Origin of the sequence: Calothrix anomala FACHB-343 (assembly GCF_014696435.1) — a bacterium.
Taxonomy (GTDB): Bacteria; Cyanobacteriota; Cyanobacteriia; order Cyanobacteriales; family Nostocaceae; genus Aulosira; species Aulosira anomala_A.
The window spans coordinates 1-25,757 of record NZ_JACJQG010000073.1 but is presented as its reverse complement, the minus strand read 5'-3'; the positions used below and the strand labels follow the sequence as shown (position 1 = coordinate 25,757).

Sequence of the window (25,757 nt, the reverse complement as noted above, 5' to 3'; positions counted from 1 at the left end):
AAATATTTAAGCTAGCAACTTCTCACCCCGAATCGAATAATCTAACAACTCCATTGGGTGAATCACCGCAATATCCCTACCCTGCAAATGCAAATGCTTAGTAATTTGCAACGTACAGCCAGGATTAGCCGAAGCAATCAACTCCGCACCAGTATTCAGCAAATTCTGAACCTTTTGCTGTCCCAATTCTTCAGCAACTTCCGGTTGTAACATATTATAAACACCCGCACTGCCACAACATAAAGCTGCATCTAACGGTTCTTTTAACTTCACCCCAGGAATTTGGCGCAATAATTGACGCGGTTGAACGCTAATTTTTTGTCCATGTAACAAATGACAAGCATCTTGATAAACCAAATTCACAGGTTTATCGGTAATGGGTAACAGTTTCGCCGTTAACCCCACCGTTGCCAAAAACTCTTGGGCATCTTTCACCTTAGCTGCAAATTGCTGCGCTTTTTCCCGATATTCTGGGTCATCGGCTAAAATATGACCGTATTCTTTCAAAGTATGCCCGCAACCAGCCGCATTGATAATTACGAAATCGACATCAGTCTTAGCGAAACTATCAATCATCTGTCTGGCTAAAGCTTTCGCCTGTTCGGTTTGTCCCTGATGTTCGGGAAGCGCCGCACAACAACCTTGGGATTGAGGGATGACAACTTCACAACCATTCGCCGTCAACACCCGTACCGTTGCTTCATTCACAGGCGAGAAAAATAGCCGTTGTACGCATCCCAAAATTACCCCTACTCGATAACGCTTCTCACCTTTAGCAGGAATCACCGTCGGTAAATTATTTTGAAAAGTTTTCAGCGTAATTTCTGGCAGAATTGATTCCATTGCTGCCAACCGGGGAGAGATATTTTTGAGTACACCAGTAGCGCGGACAAATTTCGATAAACCCAACTTTTGATAAGCCATCAAAGGCACAAGTAATATTCTCAAAATATCGGGATTAGGAAATAGAGAAAATATCAATTTCCGCACTAATGTATCTGGTAAACTGCGCGTATAATTGCGTTCTACTTGGTGACGAGTTGCTGAAATTAACTTGTCATATTGCACCCCAGAAGGGCAAGTTGTCACGCAAGCCAAACAACCTAAACAAGAATCAAAATGTTCTACAGTTGCCGTATTCAGGGCAATTTCTCCCTCATTAATGGCGTCCATTAAATAGATACGCCCTCTAGGCGAATCCATCTCTTTACCTAATACCCGATAACTCGGACAAGTTGAGAGACAAAATCCACAATGTACACAACTATCAATTAACTTTGGTTCTGGGGGATGATTAGGATCAAACCCTTGTAAATTTTTTAAACTTGCCGTGTTATTAACAGAATTTTCGGAAATTTGCATATTAGTCAATAGTCATTGGGCATGGGGCATTGGGCATTGGGCATTGGGGAGCTAGTGCGTTGCGGGGGTTCCCCCCCCGTTGTAGCAACTGGCGTCATGGGGACAAAGTCAAATAGAATTCTTAATTTTGAATTTTGAATTTTGAATTTTGAATTGTTTAAATCCCTCCTACAAATCGACCGGGGCTGAAAATATTTTTGCTATCAAATTGTGATTTAATCTTGCGCATTAATCCTAAAGCATTACCTTTATATCCCCACACATCTAATTTTTCTTTTACTGTTGCTGGTGCTTCTAAAATCGACAAAAAACCATTGTTTACTTGACATATTTCTCGCAATTTTAGAGCTTGCTTTTGATTATTTAAACACAATAAACCCAAGCCGCTACTAATGTGAATTATTCCTACTTCGACTTGATTTAAAATCTCAAAAGCCGTGCTTGGTAATACTCCTATTTTGCAAGTAATCGGCAAAGATGTGGCAGCAGAATGCATTTGTTCTGGCAATCTCTGCCATAGATTAGCTTCATCCTCAGCTTGATATATTATCCCTTTTAATCCTAATTGTTGCCCAACTTCCCACAAACGGTTGGCTTGTTCGTTGACACTCTCGCTAATACTTTGAAACCGGGCGATTAATCCTAATCCTGTACCTAAATTCAGGTTAGATACTAGCTTTGTCGATAATAAATCAGCTTGGGTGGGTGTTAACGCCGAACCGCGCAAAGTCTCCGCCGCTTGAGATATCATTTCAGCTGCGCCAGTTAATACCACCGTTGCGGATGCTTCTTGTTGGGGATAAACTCGAAATGTGACTTGGGTGATAATTCCCAATGAGCCGTAAGAACCGGTAAATAATTTCATCAAGTCATAGCCGGCGACATTTTTCACCACTCTTCCCCCAGCTTTGGCGATTTCACCATCAGCACGGACAAAGCTAATCCCTAACAACTGATCTCTGACACTACCATAACGCTGTCTCAGGGAACCTGTATTCGCAGTAGCGACGATACCGCCGATTGTGGCAGAAGCTGGTGCGGTGGGATCGAGGGCGAGAAATTGGCGAGATTTAGCTAAAATTTCTTGAAGATGGGAAAACTTCATCCCCGCTTCTACTGTCACCGTTAAATCACCTACGGCGTGTTCAATTAGCCGATTGATGCGTTCTGTACTTACTACCACATCAATGTTTTGTGCTAAACCTCCCCAGCTAAGTTTACTAGTACTACCACAGGGAAGGATACGCCAATTTTGCCGAGCCGCTTGTGCAACAATGGCAGCTAGTTGTTCTTGGGTACGGGGGTAGACAAGACAACTGGGAGTTTTACCCACAGCCATTGCCTTTTGGATAGATTCTTTAAGCTTGGGTTCGAGATTTTCCCAAGGATAGACAGCATTTTCTTCATTAACGATAGATGCTAGATAAGATGCGATCGCATTCATCAGTTTATTTTTTACGCCTTATTTCTAATTTACTGGTTAAGTTCCCGAAAAAATTGCTGAGTAATTTGACATCAGGGCACTCAGTTCTCTTAACAAAAAACCCTGACAAATGCAACCACAATCTTTGTTGCTATACGTAAATATTGTCACTAGATCAGGTGAAGTTATTAAATTTACTCTCATACTATTCGTATTTTCTAAGTAAAAATCCTGAAGCGATAATATTAATTATGACTTAAGCTGACTACAGGATAGTGTCATCAAAGAATTTATATTTTGTTAAATTTGGCAAATATAAACTTTATGTGACTGAAAAATGCATCTTTATTGAATCAGGGTAGCAATGTTATCAATTATGGTCATCAAGCATCTTTTAAGTCTGTTGGATTACAGTACATACATCTACATAACCGCAGTATCTTTATGGCTAATAAATTAGTAGGATGACTAGTTGAGTTATGAAATCATACTGAAGTAGGGCGATGATTTACCTATCAGGGTTGCGGTTGGTAATGCCTACAAATGCTATAAAAACTGAGATTTTTTGCCAAAATTAATTCAGATTGCTATATATCTAATACTGCCATGAGAATTGTAGCAGTCAAAATTCTTTCGCCTGCTTAATTTATTTGAAAACTGATTGCTGAAATTACTGGCAATCTTGAAGTAGCAACATATTTCAATAATTCTTCTAGACAGAATCTGGTTAATAAGATTTAAACAATTTCTCCATGCTTAAAAATTTCACTAGGCTACTGGTTCTAGTTATCAATATGTAATTTAGAAGTTGCCATTATGCGCGTATTAGACTATGCCATTCAAAGCCCTGTTTTGACTTTTGCTCCTCACACTTCATTACAAGATATTATGATTTGCATGGGACAATTAGGGGTATCTGTATATATAGATAGTGGAGCGTTTGTTACTGCCCAGAAATTTCAAAGCGTTCGCCGTCAAGTAAGAATGGTTGCAGGTAAAGCAGCACCTACATTAAAACCTGTAGAAATTACGAAAATAAATCCCCAAAATTATCAATCTAAATTGCCCATAGATTGCATATATATAGTAGATAAATTGCAATTGTTAGGTATGTTAACGATTGTGGATATTATCCGGTTAATTAATTCGGGGATTAATTTGGCTACAGTTAAAGCTGTTGAAGTTATGCAGGAGCCTATCATTACTTTAGAAAGAGATTTTGATGCTAATAAAACACTATATTTAATGCATGAATATGCCATCCGTCAATTACCAATTGTCAACGAGCAAGGACAATTGTTAGGAATTATTACACCAGAAAGCCTAGCTGTTGGTTTACAAACAGAAGTAGCCAAACTCCAGGAAAGTTTACAATTAGAAATTGCCCAGCGTTGTGCATTAGAAATGAGCTTTAAAAAAGCTGAAGAAGATGAGGAAAAGCACATTGTGCAAGCCACTGCGGAATTATTAAATCTTAATAAAAGATTACAGCAAAAAATATGCGATCGCATCACGACTGAAGCACAACTTTTACAAACAACATCTGAACTCCAAGAAATATTTCAAGCTTTTCCCGATTTATATCTTCGCCTGGATTATGATGGCACGATTATGAGCTATTACACGAAAAATATTAGCGATTTTTATCTATTAACAACAGATTCTTTAGGAAAAAGAATTCAAGATATCTTACCAGAAAAGATTGGCTATAAATTTATCGAAGCGCTTTTAAATGTCCAGCATAAAAACGCCCTTGTAGATATTGAGTATGCATTAGTTAACGAGGATATAAATCAAACTTTTGAAGCACGCTTATTACCATCAGTCCGCCATCAAATTATCGCCATTATCCGCAATATATCTGAACGCAAGCAAGCACAAGAAGCATTGCAAACAGCCAAAGCAGAATTAGAAATTCGCGTTGAGGAAAGAACTAAAGAATTAAAAAATACTAATCACCGTTTAGTACAAGAAATTAGCGAACGTCAACGTGTAGAACAAGCATTGCGAGTCAGTGAAGATAGATATATTCGTGCGATTACAGCAGGAAAAGTTGGGATATGGGAATGGAATATTCAAACCAATAAAATTTATATAGATCCTAATTTACAAGCCATGCTTGGCTATACAGAGCAAGAAACACCTAAATCTTACGATCATTGGTTAAAATTTGTCCATCCTGATGATGTTGAATTAGTAAAAAATGCTGTCACAGCTTATTTAGAAGGAATCACATCTAAATACGAAATTGAACATCGGATGCTCAAAAAAGATGGTAGCTATATTTGGTTTTTAAGTCGGGGGATAATTCTGTGCAATCTCCAAAATAAAGAAAGTTTTATTGCTGGCTCAAATACTGATATTAGCGCTCATATCCAGGCAGAAAATCAACTTAAAATCTCCCTTAAAGAAAAAGAAATCTTATTAAAAGAAATTCACCATCGAGTGAAAAATAATTTACAAATAATTTCTAGTTTATTACGATTGCAAACTAGATATATTAATGATGAACAAGCTTTAGAAGTGTTTCAAGATAGTCATAATCGAGTGCGAGCTATGGCAATAATTCACGAAATCTTATATCAAGCTAATGATTTAACCAAAATTGAAGTTTCTGATTACATCCAAAGCATAGTTAATAATCTCTTACGTTCCTATGGAATTAATACGAAAATTCATATCCAAATGAATATTCAGAAAATTTATTTAAAAATTGATACTGCAATTTATTGTGGATTAATTATTAATGAGTTGGTATCCAATTCCATCAAATATGCTTTTGTCAATACTCAACCAGGTTCTATATGTATAGAATTAATCGAAACCTCACAAAATAATTACTCGTTAATCGTCAGCGATAATGGTGTAGGTTTATCTAAAGATGTAGAAATATATAAACAAGAATCACTCGGCTTGCAATTAGTTTGGAGCCTGGTAGATCAATTAGAAGGGAAAATAACTCTTGATAATTCTTCTGGCGCTAAATTTAGCATAACCTTCAGCGAACAAAACTAGGAGCAGACAAAAATATGAAAGAAAAAATCCTGGTTGTTGAAAATGAAATCATTATTGCTGCTGATATTAAATCTTGCTTACAACAAGCAGGCTATATCGTTCCCGGAATTGCAGCTTATGGAGAACAAGCAATAGCCAAAGCAGAAGAATTTGCACCGGATTTGGTGTTGATGGATGTGATGTTGAAAGGGAAGATGAGTGGTATAGAAGCTGCTGCGGAAATTAATAGTCGGTTTAATATACCAGTGATTTATTTAACCGCTTACTCCGATCAAAGTAATTTACAAAAGGCAAAAACTACACAGCCATTTGGCTATATACTGAAACCCTTTGAAGAAAATCAATTAATCACTACTATTGAGATTGCTTTGAACAAGCATCAAAAAGAAGTTGTGATGCGGGAAGCTTTAGAACAAGAGAAAGAACGCCAAAAAAGTAAAAGTCAATTTTTTTCGATGCTCAGTCATGAATTTCGTAATCCTTTAAATAGTATTTCTGTTTGTGCGGAATTACTGACAGATCATTCTCATCAATTAAATGCAGATAAAAAAGAGGAATACCTCAATCATATTCAAAAATCTGTACAGCACCTAGAAAATTTGTTAAATGATGTTTTGTTAATTGGTAAAGCAGAAATAGATAAAAATCAGTTTAAGCCTCAGCCAATAGATTTAGAAACATTTTGCCGAAATTTGGTAACAGATATTCAACTTGGTGCTAATACTAATCACAATATTATCTTTAAATCTATAGGTAGTTACAGCATTACAAATAATCCCATAATTTCCCAAACTCCCCAGTTAATCAGCGTAGATGAAAAAATGCTACGCCATATCCTGACTAACTTGTTGACTAATGCTGTGAAATATTCACCGCAAGGGGGTACAGTCAAGTTTGAAATTTTTTATGTTCCGGGAGAAGTAATTTTTCGTATCCAGGATGAAGGTATTGGTATTCCTGAAGCGGATCAAGAAAATTTATTTACTTCATTTCAAAGAGGTAGTAATGTCGGTAATATCCCCGGTAATGGTTTAGGACTAGCAATTGTCAAACATTATGTAGAGTTACATGGTGGAGAGATATCTTTTGCTAGTAAGCCGGGAATTGGTACGACTTTTATTGTGAATTTGCCTGTTTAGTCAATGGTCAATAGTCAATAGTCAATGGTCAATGGTCAATAGTCATACTATTTTCAAGAAGAATACAACAGATGGTAGGGGTGTGGCAATGCCCATACGTGTCAACTTAAGCTAAAAGCTATATAGGGTAGGCGTTGTGCAAAACCCTCTCGCCCTCATCCCCTAACCCCTTCTCCCTTGGGAGAAGGGGAATTTAATAAAAGGCTCCCCTCTCCCTCTGGGAGAGGGGCTGGGGGTGAGGGCAAAACCTTGCCACCAAGCGGGTTTCACGTTAAGTTGACACCAATGGGCAATGCCATGCACTCTAGTATATATAGCAATCCTAAAAGATTCACAAATACCCATCTTCCTTGTCTTACTTGTCCTTTTTGTTGACATATCCAATAGGATTTCTATTCATAGGGGATTGCATCAACATTGGGATGCTCCCCTATTTTATGTTCTAAACTTTGACTGGTTGTCTACTGCTAGTAGATGAATAATAACTCGGATTATCTTCAAGTTTGGTTGGTGATTCGTATACTGTGATTAATCTGGCGCTGCGATTATGGGTTATATAGTTCCATACCCACTGAATTATTACTTTTAATTTGTTGTCAAATTCAATTAAAAAGTATGCGTGTACGAATAACCAAAATATCCAAGCAAAGAAGCCTTTCAGCTTCATAAAGCCTAAATCTACAACCGCTAACTTCTGTCCGATAATCGCTAAACTGCCATGATTTTTATAGTTAAATGGTGACAGGGTATTGCCTTGTAATTTCTCTGCAATCAGGTTGGCTACATATTCTCCTTCTTGCTTGGCGACTGGTGCAACACCGGGTAAAGGTTTGCCATCTTGATGAGAGAAGTTAGCTAAGTCACCAATTACAAAAATATTACCATGTCCTTTAATACTTAAGTCTGATTCAACAATTACTCTACCTGCACGATCTAATTCTACACCTGTGCTTTCTGCTAAAACTTTACCCATTGGCGAGGCTTTAACGCCTGCAGCCCATAAGATTGTTTTAGCGGCAATTTCTCTAACGCTATCTCCTTGTTTAATAGTAACAATATCATTTTCAATATTAGTTACTAAGGTTTTTGTTTGCACCAAAACGCCTAATTCTTTGAGAGATTTTTCTGCTGTTTGTGATAATTCGGGGGCAAAAGGTGGGAGGATGCGATCTAAACCTTCTAAGAGGAGAATTCTGGTTTCTGATGTGTCGATGTTGCGAAAATCTGCTTTGAGGGTTTGATATGCTAATTCTGCGATCGCACCTGCTAATTCTACCCCGGTAGGGCCGCCACCAACAATCACAAAGGTTAACCAAGCACGACGTTTCTCTGCGTCGGTTTCTCTTTCTGCGGCTTCAAAGGCTGTAAAAATCCGGCTACGCATAGCGATTGCATCTTCTACAGTTTTTAAACCCGGTGCAAATTCTTCCCAGTCGTCTTTACCAAAGTAGGAATGTTTAGCGCCTGTAGCTACAATCAACGTATCGTAAGGTATGGCTTCATTCTCTAGGATGACTTTCTGTCCTTGGGGATCGATATCATTTACAGATCCTAGCAATACTTGAGTATTTTGGCTTTTACTCAATACCGATCGCAAGGGTGAGGAAATATCTGCTGGTGATAAATTACCTGTGGCTACTTGATATAACAGTGGTTGAAATAAATGAAAGTTGCGTTTATCAATCAGCGTCACATTTACAGGTGCTTTAGCAAGTGCTTTTGCTGCATGTAAACCACCAAAACCACCACCAATAATCACAACTTGATGGGGTGGTTGATTTTCACGTGAAATTTCCATAAGAAATGTTTCCTAACGTTACGAGGCTTGTAACTATTCTTCATAAATATGTATCAAACTTGGCCAAATCTTTTCTGTTTGCTTTGCACAGATGAAAAAATAGTAAAAGTAGCCAATGTTACGGTTAGGAGTCGTGTAAAAATCAGTTGAACCATTTACAGCAGTTTTCACCTATTTGAACCACATCTGTCGTAGGGGCACGGCAACAGTAAAATTATTGTATGTACCAAAAGATTGTCGGTGCCGTGCCCCTACAGTGTGGTCTATTTACCTGAAAATAGCTGTAATATTTGTAGTGCGGGCATCTTGCCCGCGCGAGCAAGATGCTCGCACTACTGATTTTTACTTGATGACTTAGGGTTTATCGCCAAGATAAATCTAGGAAATTCGCCAGTTTATAGACGATTCGCGCACCAACATTACCATCCCACTCAGCATCACCAACTTCGCAGACATCAAAGCCAATGATTTTTCTACCGCTTTTCACCACTTCCCGAAATAAACAAAAGGCTTGTTCTAACTCCAAACCACCGGGAACGGGAGTACCTGTATTCGGACAGAGTTTGGGATCTAAACCATCAACATCAAAGCTGATGTGAACGAGTTCGGGTAAATGGCTGACAATTTCTTGGCACAAATCAATCCAAGTTGTTCCCGAATAAAGTTTTTGTTTGATGGCTGGGTCGTAATAGGCGATAATGCGATCGCCTGATTCGTTAATTATTTGCACTTCATCATGGCAAATATCCCGCAAACCTACCTGCACTAACTTAGAAATTTGCGGTATTTTCATGGCGTTGAACATTATCGACGCATGGGAAAATTCAAATCCTTCATAGGCATTGCGTAAATCTGCGTGGGCATCTAGGTGTAAAATGCCATAATTAGGGTACTTAGCTGCTAAGGCTTGAAAGTAACCTAAAGGTGAACTATGATCGCCACCAATCACCGCCACTCGTTTTCCATCATTGATTGCTTTCTGGCAATTTTCAAATAGCCATTGATTCACTTGCTGGGAAGCTTGATTAATTTCCGTAAGTACGGGTGTTAAATCTGGCTCGTCTGTCAGTGCTTTCCCTTGGGCAAGGCGATCGATAATTTGGGCAGCTAAAGTCCGATAATATTCATTTTTCTCGCTAATATCTGGGGAAATTTCCATCATAAAAATTCCCTGTTTCCAACCATCAGGATGATCGAAATCAAACAAATCTAGTTGCGTAGAAGCATCTAAAATCTGCTGGGGGCCATTGGCGGTTCCTGCACCATAGGAAACGGTAACTTCCCAAGGTACGCCAAACACAATCAGGTTTGCAGACTCGTAATCGCCGGGTAAACCCAAAAGGTTACCGTTGATTTCACCTACGCCGCTAGGGTTGTAGTCTTGGAGGGGGTTAGTCATAACACCTGATGATGTAAAAAATACTAATAACTATATTAAAGATTTAGCCTTAATAGCTTAACGCTCTAGGGATGGGTTTTCAATGCAGTAATGAAAATTGTAGATATAGAGGTAGAGGTAGAGAAGATGATACAATGGATAAATTAGATGATTATTCCCAAATAATTCAGCGTATTTTGGCGGAATATGTAGAATTATGCAATTGTCGTCCCAACCAAGACATTGAGACATTTTTAATTGTGGATGAGCCAAAAGGCCATTATATTTGGATGAACCTTGGCTGGCAGAATGGTGAACGCATTAATGGTATAACTGTTTACGTTCGGATTCGCGATCGCAAATTCTGGATTGAGGAAGATTGGACGGAAAATGGTATTGCAAATGACTTAGTTAGTGCGGGTGTTCCCAAGGAAGATATTGTTTTGGCATTCCATGAGCCGAAAATGCGGCAGTATACAGATTTTGCAGTCGCGTCAACACGAGTTTGAAGTACCTCAACACGATTTTGAAGTACCTCAATACGACTTTGAGGTATATTTTGCTTGTATCGAAAAATATCAGCTTTGAACCGCAAACTCAGTCGGATCAATCCCCCAATTTACCCAGCGAATAGCTTCACGCGCAGAATTGATATCAGGCGGAACTCGCAACACATGGATAAAATCTGTACTGGGACAAGTCATTTTGAGTAAATGTATGGGTTCTACATCAATCTCAGACTCAATTTGCAGTAAAGTGTATTCTTGCCAGCGATCGCATTCTTTGGCTTGTAAATCTTGGCAAATCCTTTCATAGCCAATCCCTTGAATCAAGACTCGCCGGAGTTCCGCGTTTCGTTGTTCTAGCAACCACTCACCACGCCAATTTGTGGGATGAACTTTACCATACTGTTCTGGGAGATTAATTCCCCGATAAGCATAGACACCAAAACCATCAGGAAACTCAATTGCGGGTATACCTTCGCCATGAATTTCCCCTGCACTATTGCGGCGAATTGAAGGACGCTGAATTGCGATCGCAACTCCTTCGTAGGGGAACATCCAACCAACCTGTTGCATATAGTTGCAAAACAGATTGTATTTCTCTTCTGGTAATGCCACGCTTAACCGATGTGCTGTTGCAAACATCCCAGCCCAGGAAATACCCCATTCTGGTAACAGACAATCTCCTAAAAAATCGCCCAAAATATCCATTAATCCATCTAACATAATTCGCTGAAAAGAGCGTTCCCAAATGTCAGCTAGGGGATTTTTTATACTATGAGTTAATTCAGGTTGTAATGTGCCTAAACTCCTAGAGAGCGATCGCCATAAATCCTCACGCAACACATCCCATAACTCAGCTAACACACAGTCAGACTGCATACTTTCTTGTTCAATCTGCTCTCTCGCCGCCGCCGGACTGGCAAAAAACCGGACTTCTGGTTGAGGCAAGCCAGCATATTTATACAATGCTTGAATGGCGATTGTTGCCTGCGCTAAATCCAGAGGTTTACTGCCGATATTCTGCCATTGATTTAAATTTTGCGAGATAATCAGTTGTTTTTGCGACGCTGACAAACTTTCCGCCATACTATCTCCTAAAAGCGGGTAACAAGAAATTTGCAGTTAGCCAGGTAGAGACAGCCGCAAAAAATGGGCTTGTTATCAATGCTAGAACTACCCAGATACCCAGCCATGCGACCCCACCCATTGAACCTGATGCTGCTGGTGGCTGGTTGAAATTACTGAGCCATTCGAGTATTCCCGTGACAAACATTGCCGCGATCGCTCCCAGGAACAACCCCACCAACCACGCAATGGGTAACAACAGCAACATCCATGTCCAACCAAATCGCATAAAGGCCTGATAGCCAATCCATAGAGATGGCACCAAGTACAGCAATACTAATACAACAATGAAGCTTGAATGCATGGTTATTCACTGTTGACTGTTGACTGTTGACCGTTGACTAAAAAGCACTTCCATAACAGTTAAATTCTTCTTTGTGTTCCGCACACTGAAACACCAGCAGGAGATTATCGGTATCGTATGTCATACCCTGATGGCCTGCATATTCAATACCTTGACCTAGTTGGTATAAAAGTTGCATTAGTTGACCGCAGATTCGACAATATTGATGCTCTACAGATTGTCCCCAGTATCCCCAGCCGGAAAGCTTATCTGCTGTTCTATCCCAAGCTAATTGAATATCTGTTGGTGTAGGCCTGTCGGGGTCATCTTCTTCGTAGAATTCACAATCCTGCTCATCAACATGGAAAATCAGCATTTCTTCGTATTCGCTGTATTCTGTGCCGTAAGTGTCCTGTGCTTCCTCATAATAAGGATAGTCATCAAAAGGTTGCCAACCGACAATTTGCAGCATATAGCGACCATGAAAGTCATCAATACCACTGGTTTGAATTACATAGGGTGCCCATGTACTGAGGTTTGCCGCATCTTCGGGAGTAATTTCTGTGACTAATGATGTTGAGTTTGCAGCCTCCGGAAGCTGTAAAATTTGGGGAAATTGTGTGTAGCAAGAGAAACAGGTAAATAGTTGAAATAATCCAGTGCCAAATTTACCTTGCAAGCTTTCAGGTAGTTCTTGCAGATTCAGTTGAAAATGAAAGTTGAGCGCACCTTGACAATTAGGACAATGAGGATAATTTGCACCAGGACTCAGCCAAGGTTTACCGAGATATTTAGATGCCAAGGGAGCGTCAAGAGTCGGTTTTATCAAGGGTTTCCAGCCAGTGCGCCGCAGATGATTTAACCGCGCTAAACGGCGATCACTTCGAGAAATGGGTTGCTTAATGCGATCGCCTTTGTTTGCTCGCTCGTAGCCTTTTTTCAGTTTAGAATTGACGAGTTTGCTAGCTTCTTTCTGTGCTTGTTCGGCATTATCATAGGCTGTTACAGTCGTCTTTCCGGCATCGCCAATTCTCCCGTAACGTACTGTTACCTCGACATCATCAATTGTCACCTCATAGAATTTGTGCGACTTACCATCCGAAAGCTCTAGATATGTCGTTTCCTTAGTCATCTGACTGCTCCTGTTGGAGGAAATACGCGGGTTGTTGACAAGCCTTTAAGCTCAGTATTATTTCTGAAACAAGTTAAATAATTTGTAACTTTGCTTATAAACATTTACTTCTGTTCAGTTATAACCAACACAAATTATTTTGAGTAGCAGCTGTTTTGTAGGCTAAATACTGGTTTTTTCACTAATCAGGCAACTGGGGTATAAATTATGACTGTCTACCTCTGATGGTAGCTGAATAGGCAGAGAAATCATAAATTCTGTACCCTTACCCGCCTCAGATTTACAGGTTAGTTGTCCTCGGTGTTTTTCAACTACAATCTGATAACTAATAGAAAGTCCCATTCCCGTACCAATTCCTCTAGGTTTGGTGGTGAAGAAGGTTTCAAAGATTTTGGCTTGATTTTCCACAGGAATCCCGGAACCGTTATCAGCAATCCGCACCACTACCCAGTTATTGTCTTGACGTTCAGTTGCGATCGCAATTTTGGCTGCTTCTTGACTGTTATCCTTTCCTTCCAATGCATCCAAGGCATTATTAATAATATTCATAAACACTTGATACAGTGAACCAGCAAAGCCTTCAATGTTAGGAATATCGCCGTAGTTACGCTCAACTGTAATACCTTTTTTGATGCGGTTATTGAGTATTAGTAATGTACTATCAATACATTCATGTAAATTTACCGCATGAGCTTCGGCTTCTTCCAAACGGGAGAAATTCTTTAAACTCAAGACAATTTGACGCACGCGATCGGCACCGAATTTCATTGAATGTAATAGTTTTGGTAAATCTTCGGCGACAAATTCCGCATCAATTTCGGTAGCATAATCTGCAACGGTTGCTGGTGTATTTGCTACTTCTTCTTGATAAATTCGCAGCAATTCTAATAAATCTTCTACATGCTCAATCGCCGGTGCTAAATTACCATAAATAAAATTCACCGGATTATTAATTTCGTGAGCAACGCCAGCTAACATTCTGCCTAAGCTAGACATTTTCTCACTTTGAATTAATTGAGTTTCTTGTAATTGTTGCTGACGCAAAGCCGCCATTTTTTGTTCTTCTAAAAGGCTTTTAACTCTTTGTAAAACTTGGTTAAAAGCATCACCCAAAATACCAATTTCATCTGTGGTGGTGACAGGCGTTTGCAAATCAAAGTTAGATTCTTGCGTCACTCGCTGCGCTATACTGGTGAGTGCTTGTACGGGACGAGTAATAGTGCGACTAGTTAACAGGGCTAACAAAGTGGCGAGCGCAGCTGATAGCAATATACTACCAACTATAATTTTAATGCGGATTTGCTCGGCTATTTGAAATTGATTTGTGGCTATTTTTAAGTCTTCATAACCAGCATTAATAACTTCTACCAAACTATCGGATATACCATCAAATTTTAAGGCTAATTCACTATTAGTAAACTTTAATAATTTTTGTTGTGCTGTGGCGATTTTCTCTGCTGTTAAAGGCGATAAATCCAGTTCTTTAAGGATTATTGCTAGTTCCTGTAGATAAGCTTGTGGTACACCATGATAAGTTTGTAGTAGCTGAGGAATATTATCGGTATGCTTTTCTCTTTGATAATCAGCCGTTTTGATATAAGTATGCAATTCTGACCAAACTTTCTGAATATCTGGCGTATGCTTATCAGTAATATGACTGTATTCTTCCTTGTAGAGTTCTGGATTCGCTACCAAGGGAATCAGTTGTTGCTGATGGGTGCGGGTTTGCAGGATACTTGCTTGCAAACGTTGGAGCATATTAATTTCTTTAAAGGCATTTTCCTCTTGTTTAAACGCCTGTTGCTGATAGCGATCGCCTAATATTAAGCCTATTGTAGTGCCAAAAATTCCCACCCCAAGGGCGATCGCATAGCCAAATTTAATTTTGTTACCAATACTCAACCTATTGAAAATCTGCAAGAACCACTTTGTTCCGGGTAAGGTTAAGGTAAGAGTCCTATTAGATACAGGTGATACATTTGAACCTTTATTCTGGAAAGTCATAAAAACCTTCAAAAGTCAACATAATATTAGAGTTCCCGATTGCTGTAACAAAATTGCAGAACTCTAAACTGGACTTTTGATAGGGTAGTAAATATTACTAGTACCGCAAGGCGGAATTCAAAATTCAAAATTCAAAATTCAAAATGAATACAGCATAGGTGTTTCATTGATTTGGAATGGGTGGTTTATTTCCGCCGACTTGTACTAGAGGGGTTTAGCATTACTAAACCCACTAATGAGAATTGATGGTGACGCAAGAACTATTAAGGGAACTCCAAAAAATAAATTATTCCGTTAAACGTTGACGGTTCACAGTTAACAGTCAACCGTCAACAGTGAACCATAGTAATGGAATATTTTTTTACTTGGAAGTCCCTAATGTGTTGTACCCAACCAGCCAGCTAAGTTTTCTTGCTGAACTGAATCGGGATTACTCACTAAAATTACTTGATAGCGTGTCGCTCGTGGTTCAGCTAAGGTGACATGAACAGAACGGAGTAAGTCTTGGTGGAAAACTGTGACTTGAATGATATCTTTAGGCTGGAAATCTTTGAGGCGATCGCTTAAATTATTTGCTGTCACCTTAATGCCATTAATAGCCAGTAATTCATCACCTGGATCGATTCCGGCTTTTTGTGCTGGCGAACCAGTTTCTACAAACTTGATCGTCTCCCGTCCATTTTCAGTCGCTACCTTTATACCTAAGAAAGGTTCTTCATCAGCATCCCCCAGCAATTGTAAGCCAAAAGGTGCTAAATACTCATTAAAAGGTAACTCTTCTGTACCGTGAAGATAACGTTGAAAGAAATCACTTAAATTCATTCCCGCTACCGATTCAATTACAGCTTGCAATTGTTCGGGAGTAAAGCCAATTTCGGCTTTACCAAATTGCTGCCACATTTGCCGCATCACATCATTTAAAGAACGTTGATTGCGATGCTTGGCGCGAATTAATAAATCTAGTAGCAAAGAAACCATCGCTCCTTTCAAATAATAGGAAATTTGCGAATTGGCACTGTTAGCATCTGGGCGATAAAGTTTAATCCAAGCATCAAAACTCGACTCAGCTAATGGCTGTACTTTCCGCCCTGGTGTAGTCAGAAAGCGGCTGATTTCCTTACTCAAGTGATTTAAATATGATTTACTATCATAAATTCCTGCCCATAAAGGAATGAGTAAATCATAATGACTGGTAGTACCTTCACAGAACCACAAAGACGGAGTATAGTTTTCTTGGTCGTAATCAAACACCTCTAAAGCTTGAGGACGAATGCGCTTCACATTCCATAAGTGAAAGAATTCATGAGCGACTAATTGCATAAAGCGCTCGTACTTATCTTGACTGCGAAAACCAAATCTTTGATAAATTAAAGAGCAGCTATTTTTATGCTCTAAACCACCATAAGCTTGATGAAATAAATGCAGCAGAAACACATATCTGTCATAGGGTAACCCGCCAAACATTTGTGCTTCTACTTCGATAATTTTTTGGATATCCGCGATCGCACTTTGGGGGTGAATATTTCCCTGTCCCCAAATCGCTAATTCATGGGGTTTCCCCAACACATCAAACTGATATAAATTGTGGCTACCAATTTCAAAGGGACTATCAACTAAGGTATCAAAATCAGCCGCGTAAAAAGTATTCTCTCCTTGCTTATCTGCTGGTAAAGCTGTAGTTACTTGCCATTGGGGATGGGGAGGTACAATAGTTACGCGAATGGGTTGCTGTTCCCAACCTGGTAATCTAAAAAACAGTGCCGCACCGTTAAAATAACCATGAGAGATATCTAAATGATTTGTCCTTACTGATAAATCATTCGCAAATACACGGTAACTAATTGTTATTTGGGAAACATTGCCTTTTTCTACCTGCCAATGATTTTTACTTTTTTTCCACCAATGTAATGGTTTACCATCAGCAAAAGCAGTAAAATCTTGGATATTTTTAGCGTATTCTCGCACTAAGTAAGAGCCTGGTGTCCAAACCGGAAATTTTAAATCAACAATCGCCGTCGGATAGTCTACAAGCTGCAAAGTTACCTCAAACAGATGAGTTTCTGGATGGGGCATTGCCACCTGATAATGTATAGTTGGTATACGTTCTTGAATACGGCTATTGAGAGGAGGAGCAGTTACTTCAGTCATTTTCAGCCCTAAATTGCGAGAACAGATTGATAGATAAATCTTAAGTCTTTAGCATCAGCTTAACGCACCATTTATGCTGATGTGTTACAGCTTCAGAATTCGCGAAATAGATTTCAACTTAACTGTTGAGTTAGTCCGATCCAGTTTCCGGAAACATTGCCCAAGCCTGTGAAGTATAATTATTAGAAAAATACTACCCTTGGAAAACTGCGGTAAAGGTATATGTAGCCCCTCATCTCAATCAAAATTTAATTTAATGGCGAATGGTAGCAAGTCTTAGGGAACTCCAAAAAATAAATTATTTCGTTTGATGTTGTTGACTGTTGACTGTTGACTGTTGACTGTTGACTGTTGACCGTGAACAATACCAAGGGAATATTTTTACTTGGAAGTCCCTGATATATCAAGTATCTATGATTGGTGTCATTAGTTTTGGTGTGTTAATAATTAGCATTGTATTACTGCTAAATCAAGGGCTGAAGTCCTGACTACAAATTTATTTACATCAGAAAAATAATGACATCAAGTATTTAAATAACTTGCTGATTCTTTGCGATTCGTCACAAATTTATTTGATTGCAGTCATTGAAAAAGGCAGATGTAGGAAGGCAGATGGCAGAAGGGAATCCCCGAAAATAGATGTCAGGGATTTGTCATGGATGTTGTATTTCCAGACGTATGGCGAGGTAAATACATATCTATTCATTTTTTAATCAATAGATTTAGTTACTCTGTTTCCTTTTTAACAGAGGAAATAATTCTGATTTCAAGCTTCTGCCATTTGCCATCTGCCATCTGCCTTATTTCCCTTACCAAGGTAGAAAAGTCATGGAACAAATTTATAAATATCCGCGTACCCATCATATTCAAGGCTCGCGATCGCAACCTGGGGATGAAGACCTCGATTGTATCCCCTTTGATGCCCTAAAGGAACAGTACGTAGTCATTGAAGAAAAAGTTGATGGTGCCAATACAGCAATTAGCTTTACAGCTAACGGACAAATCCGGCTGCAAAGTCGCGGACATTATTTAACAGGTGGATTGCGCGAAAAGCACTTTAACTTATTTAAACAATGGGCACATACTCACGCCAGTGCATTTTGGCAAGTATTGGGAAGTCGTTATATTCTCTATGGTGAATGGCTATACGCCAAGCACACAGTATTTTATGATGCCTTACCTCACTACTTTTTAGAATACGATGTGCTGGATTTACAACAGCAAGTATTTCTCAGCACTAAAAGCCGTCAGCAATTACTCAGTGGATTACCTTTAGTTTCCGTACCCATACTTTTTACTGGAAAGCTGCAATCTTACCAGCAAATGATTGCTTTGCTGGGTAATTCCCATTATCAAACCGCCGCATATTTGCAAAACTTCCGCGAAGCTTGTCAAGCGCAAGGACTTGATGTGGAACGTTCCTTGAAACAAACCGATCAAAGTTTTTTAATGGAAGGTTTATACATTAAAGTTGAACCGGAAGATACGGTAATTGCTAGGTATAAATATGTGCGTTCCAGCTTTTTAACGACTATTCAACAATCAGATGGGCATTGGCTTAATCGCCCAATTATACCGAATGTCCTGCGTGCTGATGTGGATTTGTTTAATTAGGGCATTGGGCATTGGGCAGAGACGCGATGAATCGCGTCTCTACAATTGTCTTCCTTGTCTCCCTTCCCTTTTCTCCTATCCCCTTATGAACTCTACTATGTGGTCTTTTCCTCATTGCCCGAATGAAAGCGATTGGTCGATTAATTGGTCTGCATTAGAGGCTGAATTTGATTGGCTGCGATCGCTTGCTAATTGTCCCCAAAATCCGCGTTATCATGGTGAAGGCGATGTTCTTATTCATACAAAATTGGTATGTGAGGCGTTAGTTGCTTTACCTCAATGGCGGGCGTTACCAGCTAAAGAACGTTCAATAGTATTTGCGGCGGCTTTGCTACATGATGTTGCTAAACCTGCAGCGACAGAAATTGCTGATGATGGGGCTATTTCCTCGAAAGGTCACGTAATCCAAGGTGCAAAAATGGCACAGCAGATTTTATGGGATTTGCAGGTACCATTAGCAGAACGGGAAGCGATCGCATCTTTGGTAAAATATGGCAGTTTACCCCTGTGGTTTTGGGATAAACCCAACCCTGAACGAGCAGTTATCAAAGCTAGTCAAATTATCCGTTGCGATTTGCTAGCTTTACTAGCAGAAGCAGACGTAAAAGGGCGTTACTGTGACGACCAAGCCCAATTAATCGAACGCATCGAATTTTTCCGCGAATTCTGCCAAGAAAATCATTGCTTTCACCAGCCGCGAATATTTCCCTCAGCCCATAGTCGGTTTATTTACTTCCAAGAAGAAGATGGTAACCCAAACTATGAAGCATACGATGATACCCGGTTGCAGGTAGTACTTATGTCAGGTTTACCTGGTGCGGGAAAAGACACCTGGATTAGCGAAAATCTCCCGGATTGGCAAGTCATTTCTTTAGATAAACTCCGCGAGAAAATGGGGATTGAACCTGATGATGACCAAGGTGTAGTCGCAAATGCAGCTAAAGCCTTGGCTAAAGAATATCTGCGTCATGGACAATGCTTTGTTTGGAATGCTACTAATATTAGCCGTCAATTACGGTCAATGCTAATTCGGCTGTTTGCTAATTATCAAGCCAATATTCGCATTGTGTATTTAGAAACATCTTGGCATGAATTATTACGGAGAAACCGCGATCGCGCTGCCAAAGTTCCAGAGTCAGTACTTTATCGGTTAAAGCATAAGCTAGAAGTGCCTAATATTACCGAAGCTCATACAGTAGATTGGATATTGCATTAACTATCCATAATACCCCGTTGCTCTTGTTGCTCTTGTTCCCATGCTCTGGCCAACTCGGAGGCTCTGCCTCCAGTAAATTATTGAGGCAGAGCCTCACAGAATTGATTCCCAGACTCTGGCTGGGAACCAGAGATCTCTCGTTGCTCTTGTTGCTCTCGTTCCCATGCTCTGCGTGGGAACGCTAACTCGGAGGCTCTGCCTCCAGTAAGTTATTGAGGCAGAGCCTCACAGAATTGATTCCCAGCCAGAGTCTGGGAACCAGAGATCTCCCGTTGCTCTCGTTGCTCTTGTTGCTCTCGTTCCCATGCTCTGCGTGGGAACGCCAACTCGGAGGCTCTGCCTCCAGTAAGTTATTGAGGCAGAGCCTCACAGAATTGATTCCCAGCCAGAGTCTGGGAACCAGAGATCTCCCGTTGCTCTCGTTCCCATGCTTGCTCTGGTTCCCATGCTCTGCTTGGGAACGCTAACTGGGAGGCTCTGCCTCCAGTAAATTATTGAGGCAGAGCCTCACAGAATTGATTCCCAGCCAGAGTCTGGGAACCAGATAACCAGAGATCAGATACGTAGAAACACTGTCTCGGAGGCTCGTTATATATCTAAGATGTCAATATTTAAAAGTCCTTCCTGACTAATGTAATTACGATAACTGGAATATCGCCAATGAGCAGGTTCATCTACATAACCACGTCGCACAGGATTATTGTGTATATATTCTAATTTTTGTAAGAACATATTTTCATTTGTTAATGCTTGTGGATGTGAACCTTCCTGCCATAATTGATAATCTTGAGCAGTTTTGTGGAATTTTTTGTGAAATTGAAGTTGTTTAAGTAAATATTCTGCTTGATTGCCTTTCAAATCATCAATAATTGAACGCGCAGTAAATGATTTAAAAGCGGCTATTTCTTTAGGTAAGTTATTGGATGAGGCTATTATGTGAAGATGGTTTTCCATAATCACATAGGCGTGCAAAGCTAAACGTTGATTTGTTTGAAGAAAATCTAAGGATTGGAAAATTATTTGCACAAATCTTGGTTGGCTAAATATAGGCAGCCAGTTAACAACCGTGCAGGTAAGAAAATGTGGATAGTTTTCCAGAAATTTATACCGAGAGCGTCCCATAATCAGCGATAAATGCAATGATGTATAAAAGATTGCTAGTAACTGTTATACTCTCTCTTCCCTAGTCCCTAGCCCCTAACCCCTAATCCCTGAAATAGGCGAAAATTGAAATAAACGCGATCGCATCTCATAGACAATGCAAATTACCAACAGTCTGCATACCGCCATTCTCGTTACTGACTTGCAACGCTCCGAACATTTTTATGGCACAGTATTAGGACTAGCGAAAATCGATCGCTCTCTGAAATACCCTGGTGCATGGTATCAAGTCGGTAACTATCAAATTCACCTGATAGTCGCCCCTTCTTCCCCCACAGACAACCAAAACGAAAAATGGGGACGCAACCCCCATGTTGCTTTCGCTGTTGCTGATTTGGAAATCGCCAAACAAGAATTACTCAATCACAACTATCCCATTCAAGCCAGCGCCTCCGGTCGTCCGGCTGTATTTACCCAAGACCCCGATGGGAATATTATCGAGTTGAGTCAGCAATGAGGGGACTGTTGACTGTTGACTGTTGACTGTTGACTGTTGACTGTTGACTGTCTACCAATGCCCCATGCCCAATGCCCAATGCCCATGAAAATCATCGCCTACAGCTACACTGACCCTTTATTAGAAAATCTCCCTGATGCTGAGGATTGGGGATGGGAAGTGGATCGAGTGTATCGCGATTTGGGAGGGAGAACGCAATTACTGCAATTATTTGCTGACTGTAAAGCTGAAAGCGGAATTTATTTGTTAATTCGCCGCTTGGAGGAATTGGGTGATACTGTTGGGGAGGTAGGCGATCGCTTGAATGAATTAGAAGCGATGGATGTAGTAATTATTGCTACAGAACAACCCTACAGTTCTGAAAAAGGCAATCTCCGGGCGGAATTGTTGAAATTATTACAAGAAATTCAACGTCAACAACGTAGTCGGCGGATTCGCCAAGGACACGCCCGCAGTCGTTTGGCAACTGCACCACCACCGGGTAAGCCTCCCTACGGATACCGTCGTACTAAAGATAAATACATTGTTGACCGCAGTACATCCCCGGTAGTTAAAGATTTTTTTGAACAATTTTTACTCTATGGTTCCTTGCGGGGTGCTGTGCGTTATTTAGCCAAAAAATACGGTAAAAAAATCTCTGTCACCACAGGGAGACGCTGGCTAACTAATCCAGTATATCGGGGTCATACAGCTTACCTAGATGGGGAGATTATTTCCAACACTCATGTAGCAATTATTTCTCCGGAAGAAGCCGCCCAAGTTGACCGACTTTTACGCCGTAATAGTCGCTTACCATCGCGCACAGCTAGCGCACCCCGTTCTTTGGCGGGTTTGGTGGTTTGTAGCCAGTGTCAATCTCACATGACGGTTACTCGCGTCACCCAACATCGTCAAGAGAAAGAGTATCTTTATTTACGTCCCATTAGCTGTCCGCAAAATCCTAAATGTCGAGCGATCGCCTATGATAAAATTTTGCACAAAACTATTAATAAAGTTTGTCAAGAATTACCCCAAGCAGTAGCGGGAATGAACTTTCCTCAATTAGATGCAATTAAGAATAATTTAGTAGATGCGATCGCTCGTCAGCAAGAAATACTGACTAAATTACCTGCATTAGTAGAAACCGGAGTCTTAGATACAGAAACAGCAAATTTAAGAGCTTATAAACTCCATACAGAAATTTCTGCACTGCAAGCTAAGTTAGCTACTTTACCACCAGTTAATTTACGTTCTGTTGCGGTTGCTGTTTCTATCCCGCAATTTTGGTTAGATTTATCCGAAGCCGAACGCAGATTTTATTTTCGAGAATTTATTCGCCAAATTGAAATTGTTCGTCAACAATCTGCATGGGATTTGCAAATTATTTTTATATTTTGAGAGACGCGATTATTATATTTTGAGAGACGCGATTATTATATCTTGAGAGACGCGATTATTATATCTTGAGAGACGCGATTATTATATTTTGAGAGACGCGATTAATCGCGTCTCTACAATTGTCATTTGTCATTTGCGATTACAAAAAACTCAACTATTTTTTATTTATCCCCCTTCCCTTGTCCTCCTTGTCCTCCTTGTCCTCCTTCCCTTCCCACAACTCCCTGCTGCTCTAGGTTTATCATGAATAGAATCTGCACTTTGTAATTAATTTAGCCAATTTTGAGTTTTTACAACTACAAGTCAGAGAAGTTTAATTGATAAACTGGGGTTGACAGTTAATCTTTGCAACACTGTAATTATCAGTTCCTGAAATAGGAACGCATAAAAATATTATAGTTATTTCCCTAAATATCGAATATTTAAAGCCTTTGCAGATGCTGTTAGAATTTGCTACCAAAGAATAGTCAGGAACTCCAAAGCATTATATTTGTATGATTTATATCTCGTTGATGAAAAATATTTTAGATAAAAAATAGAGTAAAAAAACTTAGACAAGTTTCTTCAAAAAAAAGATTACTATTCCGAAAAAATGAGTTAATTTGGAATCTAGCAATTGCTAAACACACAGGTTATTACTGGGTGGCAACATTAGAGATTCGCCTCGATCTCTATGTAATCAAACCAGCAAGCAAAATGATTATCATAGAATATGCAAGAAGGAAGCTTTATTTGGGGTCATCTAGGAAAACAACATCGCGCAGTTGATAAATTGATTGATGGCGTCTGGCTAATTGTTCTGCTATTGGCAGCAGTGTTACTATTTAGCGTCAATCTGGGAGGAGTCCCCCTACGCGATGGAGATGAGGGGATTGTGGCACAAGTCGCCCGTGAAATTTTCCGCGCCCCAGCCGATTCTCTGGCTTGGCTTTACCCAACAATCGCAGGTGAACCATATCCAGATAAACCGCCTTTAATGCATTTGCTAGTTGCTTGGGCTTATCACCTCAAAGGTGTGAATGAATGGAGTACGCGGATACCAGGCGCAATTTTAACAGCTTGTTCCGTACCATTACTGTATAGCATTGGGCGAGAGATATTCCGTCAACGTTGGGTGGCGATTTATAGCGCGTTGATTTATCTGACAATGCTACCTGTGGTGCGTCACGGTAGGTTAGCGATGTTAGATGGCGCAGTCGTCAGCTTTTTGATGGTGATGATGTTATGTGTCTTGCGATCGCGTCGAGATTTGCGTTACTGTTTGGGCATTGGTATTGGTCTAGGCTTGATTTGCCTAACGCAAGGAATTTTTGGTTTATTGCTAGGTGCGATCGCAGTTGTATTTTTATTGTGGGACACGCCACGACTACTCACTTGTTACTATCTGTGGATAGCCATCGGCATCGGTATTTTACCAGCCTTTTGTTGGTATGGTGCCCAGCTATTACATTACGGTTACTCTTTTCTCAAGCTGGCTTTTATTAATCCCGCCATCAATCAAATTAGTATTGGCATCAAAGACAATTTTCAAATCTCTTGGTTTCATTTTCAAGAAATTGCCCTGTGTGCATGGCCTTGGCTGCTATTTGTACCTCAAAGCTTACGCTTAACTTGGGAAAATCGCAATCTTAGCTGGGCAAGACTCGTATTAGTGTGGATTGGGGTTTACCTGCTGATTATTACCGGGATGGGTGACAAGCTGCACTGGTACTTATTCCCTATTTATCCAGGTTTAGCTTTAGCCTTGGGTGCGCAAATCGCAGAAATCGAAAATTTACCCTTACTCTCATCCTATCCCCGGTCGTGGATTGCGGGGTTATCCATCATGGCTTTAGCTGGTTCTGCGGGGAGTATTTTTTTTAGTGCTGGTGCTACACCAAAAACAGATTTACAAGTAATTAGCGCAGCTGTTGCCCTAACTATGACTTTAGCAGCCATTTACGCCGAACGGGGCGATGGGCAATTCCTGAAGATTCTTTTTTGGGGAACTTATATTTCCCTGCTGTTGTTAATGAAAACCAACTATTGGGTATGGGAATTAGGCAATGCTTACCCAGTTAAACCCGTTGCCAGCATGATATTACAGGCAAATCCCAGCGTTAAGCAAATTTACACCTCATTTCCCTACAACCGTCCTTCCTTAGATTTTTATAGCGATCGCAAAATTACCCCCGCTACCTTAGGAGAATTAGAATATTATTGGCGCTACAAAAGTCAATCCTTCTTTCTCATCGATGAATCGGCTTACGAGAAGTTAAACTTAGAATCTGTGAAAATCATCGGTCAAGCAGAAGGTTGGCAACTGATTACTAAAAATAGTAATCGTCTTTAATCAATAAGCCCATCCGAGCATTTTTCACAGATGGGCAGCTTTTTTCTATTCCGCTAAAGAGGGTATTATACACTACTATTTTTTAGCGAACGCAGAAGTTTTCAGTCTACTGTAAGTAGAACGGTGCAAATAAACCAAAGTATCTAACAAAAAGTAAAGTTGCCTAAAAACCTCTTCCCTTCTAACTTGAAAATCAAACTTTGGCTAAAACCCAACAAGAGTATGTGGCTGAAGTCGTTGGATGGCGACAGCCAAAATTCAAACATTGATTAAGGGGTTTAAATTGC

The 25,757-nt window shown here is 40.0% G+C and carries 18 protein-coding genes; 8 read left to right on the top strand and 10 right to left on the bottom strand.

Going from position 1 to position 25,757, the window contains the following annotated elements; all coding sequences use genetic code 11:
* Positions 1-6: 6 nt before the first annotated feature.
* Together H6G08_RS30285 and H6G08_RS30280 are read right to left on the bottom strand one after the other, a co-directional pair.
* Positions 7-1,362, bottom strand: a complete 1,356-nt coding sequence (locus H6G08_RS30285; RefSeq protein WP_190549929.1) for a (Fe-S)-binding protein — start codon at positions 1,360-1,362, stop codon at positions 7-9.
* Between the two features lie 157 nt (positions 1,363-1,519).
* A complete protein-coding gene (locus H6G08_RS30280) occupies positions 1,520-2,806 on the bottom strand; it encodes an FAD-binding oxidoreductase (RefSeq protein WP_190549884.1) in 1,287 nt (428 codons plus the stop codon).
* Positions 2,807-3,601: 795 nt separating this feature from the next.
* Here H6G08_RS30280 and H6G08_RS30275 point away from each other — a divergent pair.
* Both H6G08_RS30275 and H6G08_RS30270 read left to right on the top strand, forming a co-directional pair.
* Positions 3,602-5,800 (top strand): histidine kinase dimerization/phosphoacceptor domain -containing protein, encoded by a 2,199-nt coding sequence (locus H6G08_RS30275; RefSeq protein ID WP_190549882.1) that lies wholly within the window; start codon positions 3,602-3,604, stop codon positions 5,798-5,800.
* 14 nt (positions 5,801-5,814) lie between these two features.
* Positions 5,815-6,939, top strand: a complete 1,125-nt coding sequence (locus H6G08_RS30270; protein WP_190549880.1) for a hybrid sensor histidine kinase/response regulator — start codon at positions 5,815-5,817, stop codon at positions 6,937-6,939.
* A gap of 442 nt (positions 6,940-7,381) precedes the next feature.
* Here the strand turns inward: H6G08_RS30270 and H6G08_RS30265 are convergent, their stop codons facing one another.
* Entirely contained in the window at positions 7,382-8,737 is a 1,356-nt protein-coding gene (locus H6G08_RS30265) for an NAD(P)/FAD-dependent oxidoreductase (protein ID WP_190549878.1), read from the bottom strand.
* A 361-nt stretch (positions 8,738-9,098) separates the two neighbouring features.
* Positions 9,099-10,136: an agmatinase SpeB gene (speB, locus tag H6G08_RS30260; RefSeq protein WP_190549876.1), complete on the bottom strand. Its 1,038-nt coding sequence runs from the start codon at positions 10,134-10,136 to the stop codon at positions 9,099-9,101.
* A 134-nt stretch (positions 10,137-10,270) separates the two neighbouring features.
* Between speB and H6G08_RS30255 the strand changes: the two genes are divergently transcribed.
* On the top strand, positions 10,271-10,624 hold the full coding sequence (locus H6G08_RS30255; protein ID WP_190549874.1) for a XisI protein: 354 nt from the start codon (positions 10,271-10,273) through the stop codon (positions 10,622-10,624).
* Between the two features lie 69 nt (positions 10,625-10,693).
* Here the strand turns inward: H6G08_RS30255 and H6G08_RS30250 are convergent, their stop codons facing one another.
* The 5 genes from H6G08_RS30250 to H6G08_RS30230 form a co-directional block, all read right to left on the bottom strand.
* Positions 10,694-11,707: a DUF6745 domain-containing protein gene (locus H6G08_RS30250; protein ID WP_190549872.1), complete on the bottom strand. Its 1,014-nt coding sequence runs from the start codon at positions 11,705-11,707 to the stop codon at positions 10,694-10,696.
* 1 nt (position 11,708) lies between these two features.
* The gene (locus H6G08_RS30245) at positions 11,709-12,050 is read right to left on the bottom strand and encodes a hypothetical protein (protein ID WP_190549870.1); all 342 of its coding nucleotides are present in this window, start codon (positions 12,048-12,050) and stop codon (positions 11,709-11,711) included.
* 37 nt (positions 12,051-12,087) lie between these two features.
* Positions 12,088-13,161: a WGR domain-containing protein gene (locus H6G08_RS30240; protein ID WP_190549868.1), complete on the bottom strand. Its 1,074-nt coding sequence runs from the start codon at positions 13,159-13,161 to the stop codon at positions 12,088-12,090.
* Positions 13,162-13,323: 162 nt separating this feature from the next.
* Positions 13,324-15,165, bottom strand: a complete 1,842-nt coding sequence (locus H6G08_RS30235) for a sensor histidine kinase (protein ID WP_190549866.1) — start codon at positions 15,163-15,165, stop codon at positions 13,324-13,326.
* 375 nt (positions 15,166-15,540) lie between these two features.
* A complete protein-coding gene (locus tag H6G08_RS30230) occupies positions 15,541-17,313 on the bottom strand; it encodes a M61 family metallopeptidase (RefSeq protein ID WP_190549864.1) in 1,773 nt (590 codons plus the stop codon).
* 828 nt (positions 17,314-18,141) lie between these two features.
* Here H6G08_RS30230 and H6G08_RS30225 point away from each other — a divergent pair.
* A complete protein-coding gene (locus H6G08_RS30225) occupies positions 18,142-18,927 on the top strand; it encodes an RNA ligase family protein (RefSeq protein ID WP_190549862.1) in 786 nt (261 codons plus the stop codon).
* An 85-nt stretch (positions 18,928-19,012) separates the two neighbouring features.
* Positions 19,013-20,143 carry an AAA family ATPase gene (locus H6G08_RS30220; protein WP_190549860.1) on the top strand — a complete coding sequence of 377 codons (1,131 nt, stop codon included), beginning with the start codon at positions 19,013-19,015 and terminating at the stop codon, positions 20,141-20,143.
* 588 nt (positions 20,144-20,731) lie between these two features.
* On the opposite strand, the gene H6G08_RS30215 is transcribed toward H6G08_RS30220, so the two are convergent.
* On the bottom strand, positions 20,732-21,265 hold the full coding sequence (locus tag H6G08_RS30215; protein WP_190549858.1) for an REP-associated tyrosine transposase: 534 nt from the start codon (positions 21,263-21,265) through the stop codon (positions 20,732-20,734).
* 136 nt (positions 21,266-21,401) lie between these two features.
* Here H6G08_RS30215 and H6G08_RS30210 point away from each other — a divergent pair, with 136 nt between their 5' ends.
* The 3 genes from H6G08_RS30210 to H6G08_RS30200 all read left to right on the top strand — a co-directional run bounded on the left by H6G08_RS30210 (position 21,402) and on the right by H6G08_RS30200 (position 25,470).
* Positions 21,402-21,761: a VOC family protein gene (locus H6G08_RS30210; RefSeq protein WP_190549856.1), complete on the top strand. Its 360-nt coding sequence runs from the start codon at positions 21,402-21,404 to the stop codon at positions 21,759-21,761.
* Positions 21,762-21,845: 84 nt separating this feature from the next.
* Positions 21,846-23,138, top strand: a complete 1,293-nt coding sequence (locus H6G08_RS30205) for a recombinase family protein (RefSeq protein ID WP_190549927.1) — start codon at positions 21,846-21,848, stop codon at positions 23,136-23,138.
* A gap of 712 nt (positions 23,139-23,850) precedes the next feature.
* Positions 23,851-25,470 carry an ArnT family glycosyltransferase gene (locus H6G08_RS30200; protein WP_190549855.1) on the top strand — a complete coding sequence of 540 codons (1,620 nt, stop codon included), beginning with the start codon at positions 23,851-23,853 and terminating at the stop codon, positions 25,468-25,470.
* Positions 25,471-25,757 lie beyond the last annotated feature (287 nt).

What these genes read in the sequence shown, in the direction of transcription:
- H6G08_RS30240 (WP_190549868.1), bottom strand. Translation starts at nt 13,161, where the DNA reads ATGACTAAGGAAACGACATATCTAGAGCTTTCGGATGGTAAGTCGCAC.
- H6G08_RS30285 (WP_190549929.1), bottom strand. Translation starts at nt 1,362, where the DNA reads ATGCAAATTTCCGAAAATTCTGTTAATAACACGGCAAGTTTAAAAAAT.
- H6G08_RS30235 (WP_190549866.1), bottom strand. Translation starts at nt 15,165, where the DNA reads ATGACTTTCCAGAATAAAGGTTCAAATGTATCACCTGTATCTAATAGG.
- speB (WP_190549876.1), bottom strand. Translation starts at nt 10,136, where the DNA reads ATGACTAACCCCCTCCAAGACTACAACCCTAGCGGCGTAGGTGAAATC.
- H6G08_RS30265 (WP_190549878.1), bottom strand. Translation starts at nt 8,737, where the DNA reads ATGGAAATTTCACGTGAAAATCAACCACCCCATCAAGTTGTGATTATT.
- H6G08_RS30255 (WP_190549874.1), top strand. Translation starts at nt 10,271, where the DNA reads ATGGATAAATTAGATGATTATTCCCAAATAATTCAGCGTATTTTGGCG.
- H6G08_RS30270 (WP_190549880.1), top strand. Translation starts at nt 5,815, where the DNA reads ATGAAAGAAAAAATCCTGGTTGTTGAAAATGAAATCATTATTGCTGCT.
- H6G08_RS30250 (WP_190549872.1), bottom strand. Translation starts at nt 11,707, where the DNA reads ATGGCGGAAAGTTTGTCAGCGTCGCAAAAACAACTGATTATCTCGCAA.
- H6G08_RS30280 (WP_190549884.1), bottom strand. Translation starts at nt 2,806, where the DNA reads ATGAATGCGATCGCATCTTATCTAGCATCTATCGTTAATGAAGAAAAT.
- H6G08_RS30225 (WP_190549862.1), top strand. Translation starts at nt 18,142, where the DNA reads ATGGAACAAATTTATAAATATCCGCGTACCCATCATATTCAAGGCTCG.
- H6G08_RS30245 (WP_190549870.1), bottom strand. Translation starts at nt 12,050, where the DNA reads ATGCATTCAAGCTTCATTGTTGTATTAGTATTGCTGTACTTGGTGCCA.
- H6G08_RS30200 (WP_190549855.1), top strand. Translation starts at nt 23,851, where the DNA reads ATGCAAGAAGGAAGCTTTATTTGGGGTCATCTAGGAAAACAACATCGC.
- H6G08_RS30275 (WP_190549882.1), top strand. Translation starts at nt 3,602, where the DNA reads ATGCGCGTATTAGACTATGCCATTCAAAGCCCTGTTTTGACTTTTGCT.
- H6G08_RS30220 (WP_190549860.1), top strand. Translation starts at nt 19,013, where the DNA reads ATGAACTCTACTATGTGGTCTTTTCCTCATTGCCCGAATGAAAGCGAT.
- H6G08_RS30230 (WP_190549864.1), bottom strand. Translation starts at nt 17,313, where the DNA reads ATGACTGAAGTAACTGCTCCTCCTCTCAATAGCCGTATTCAAGAACGT.
- H6G08_RS30205 (WP_190549927.1), top strand. Translation starts at nt 21,846, where the DNA reads ATGAAAATCATCGCCTACAGCTACACTGACCCTTTATTAGAAAATCTC.
- H6G08_RS30210 (WP_190549856.1), top strand. Translation starts at nt 21,402, where the DNA reads ATGCAAATTACCAACAGTCTGCATACCGCCATTCTCGTTACTGACTTG.
- H6G08_RS30215 (WP_190549858.1), bottom strand. Translation starts at nt 21,265, where the DNA reads ATGGGACGCTCTCGGTATAAATTTCTGGAAAACTATCCACATTTTCTT.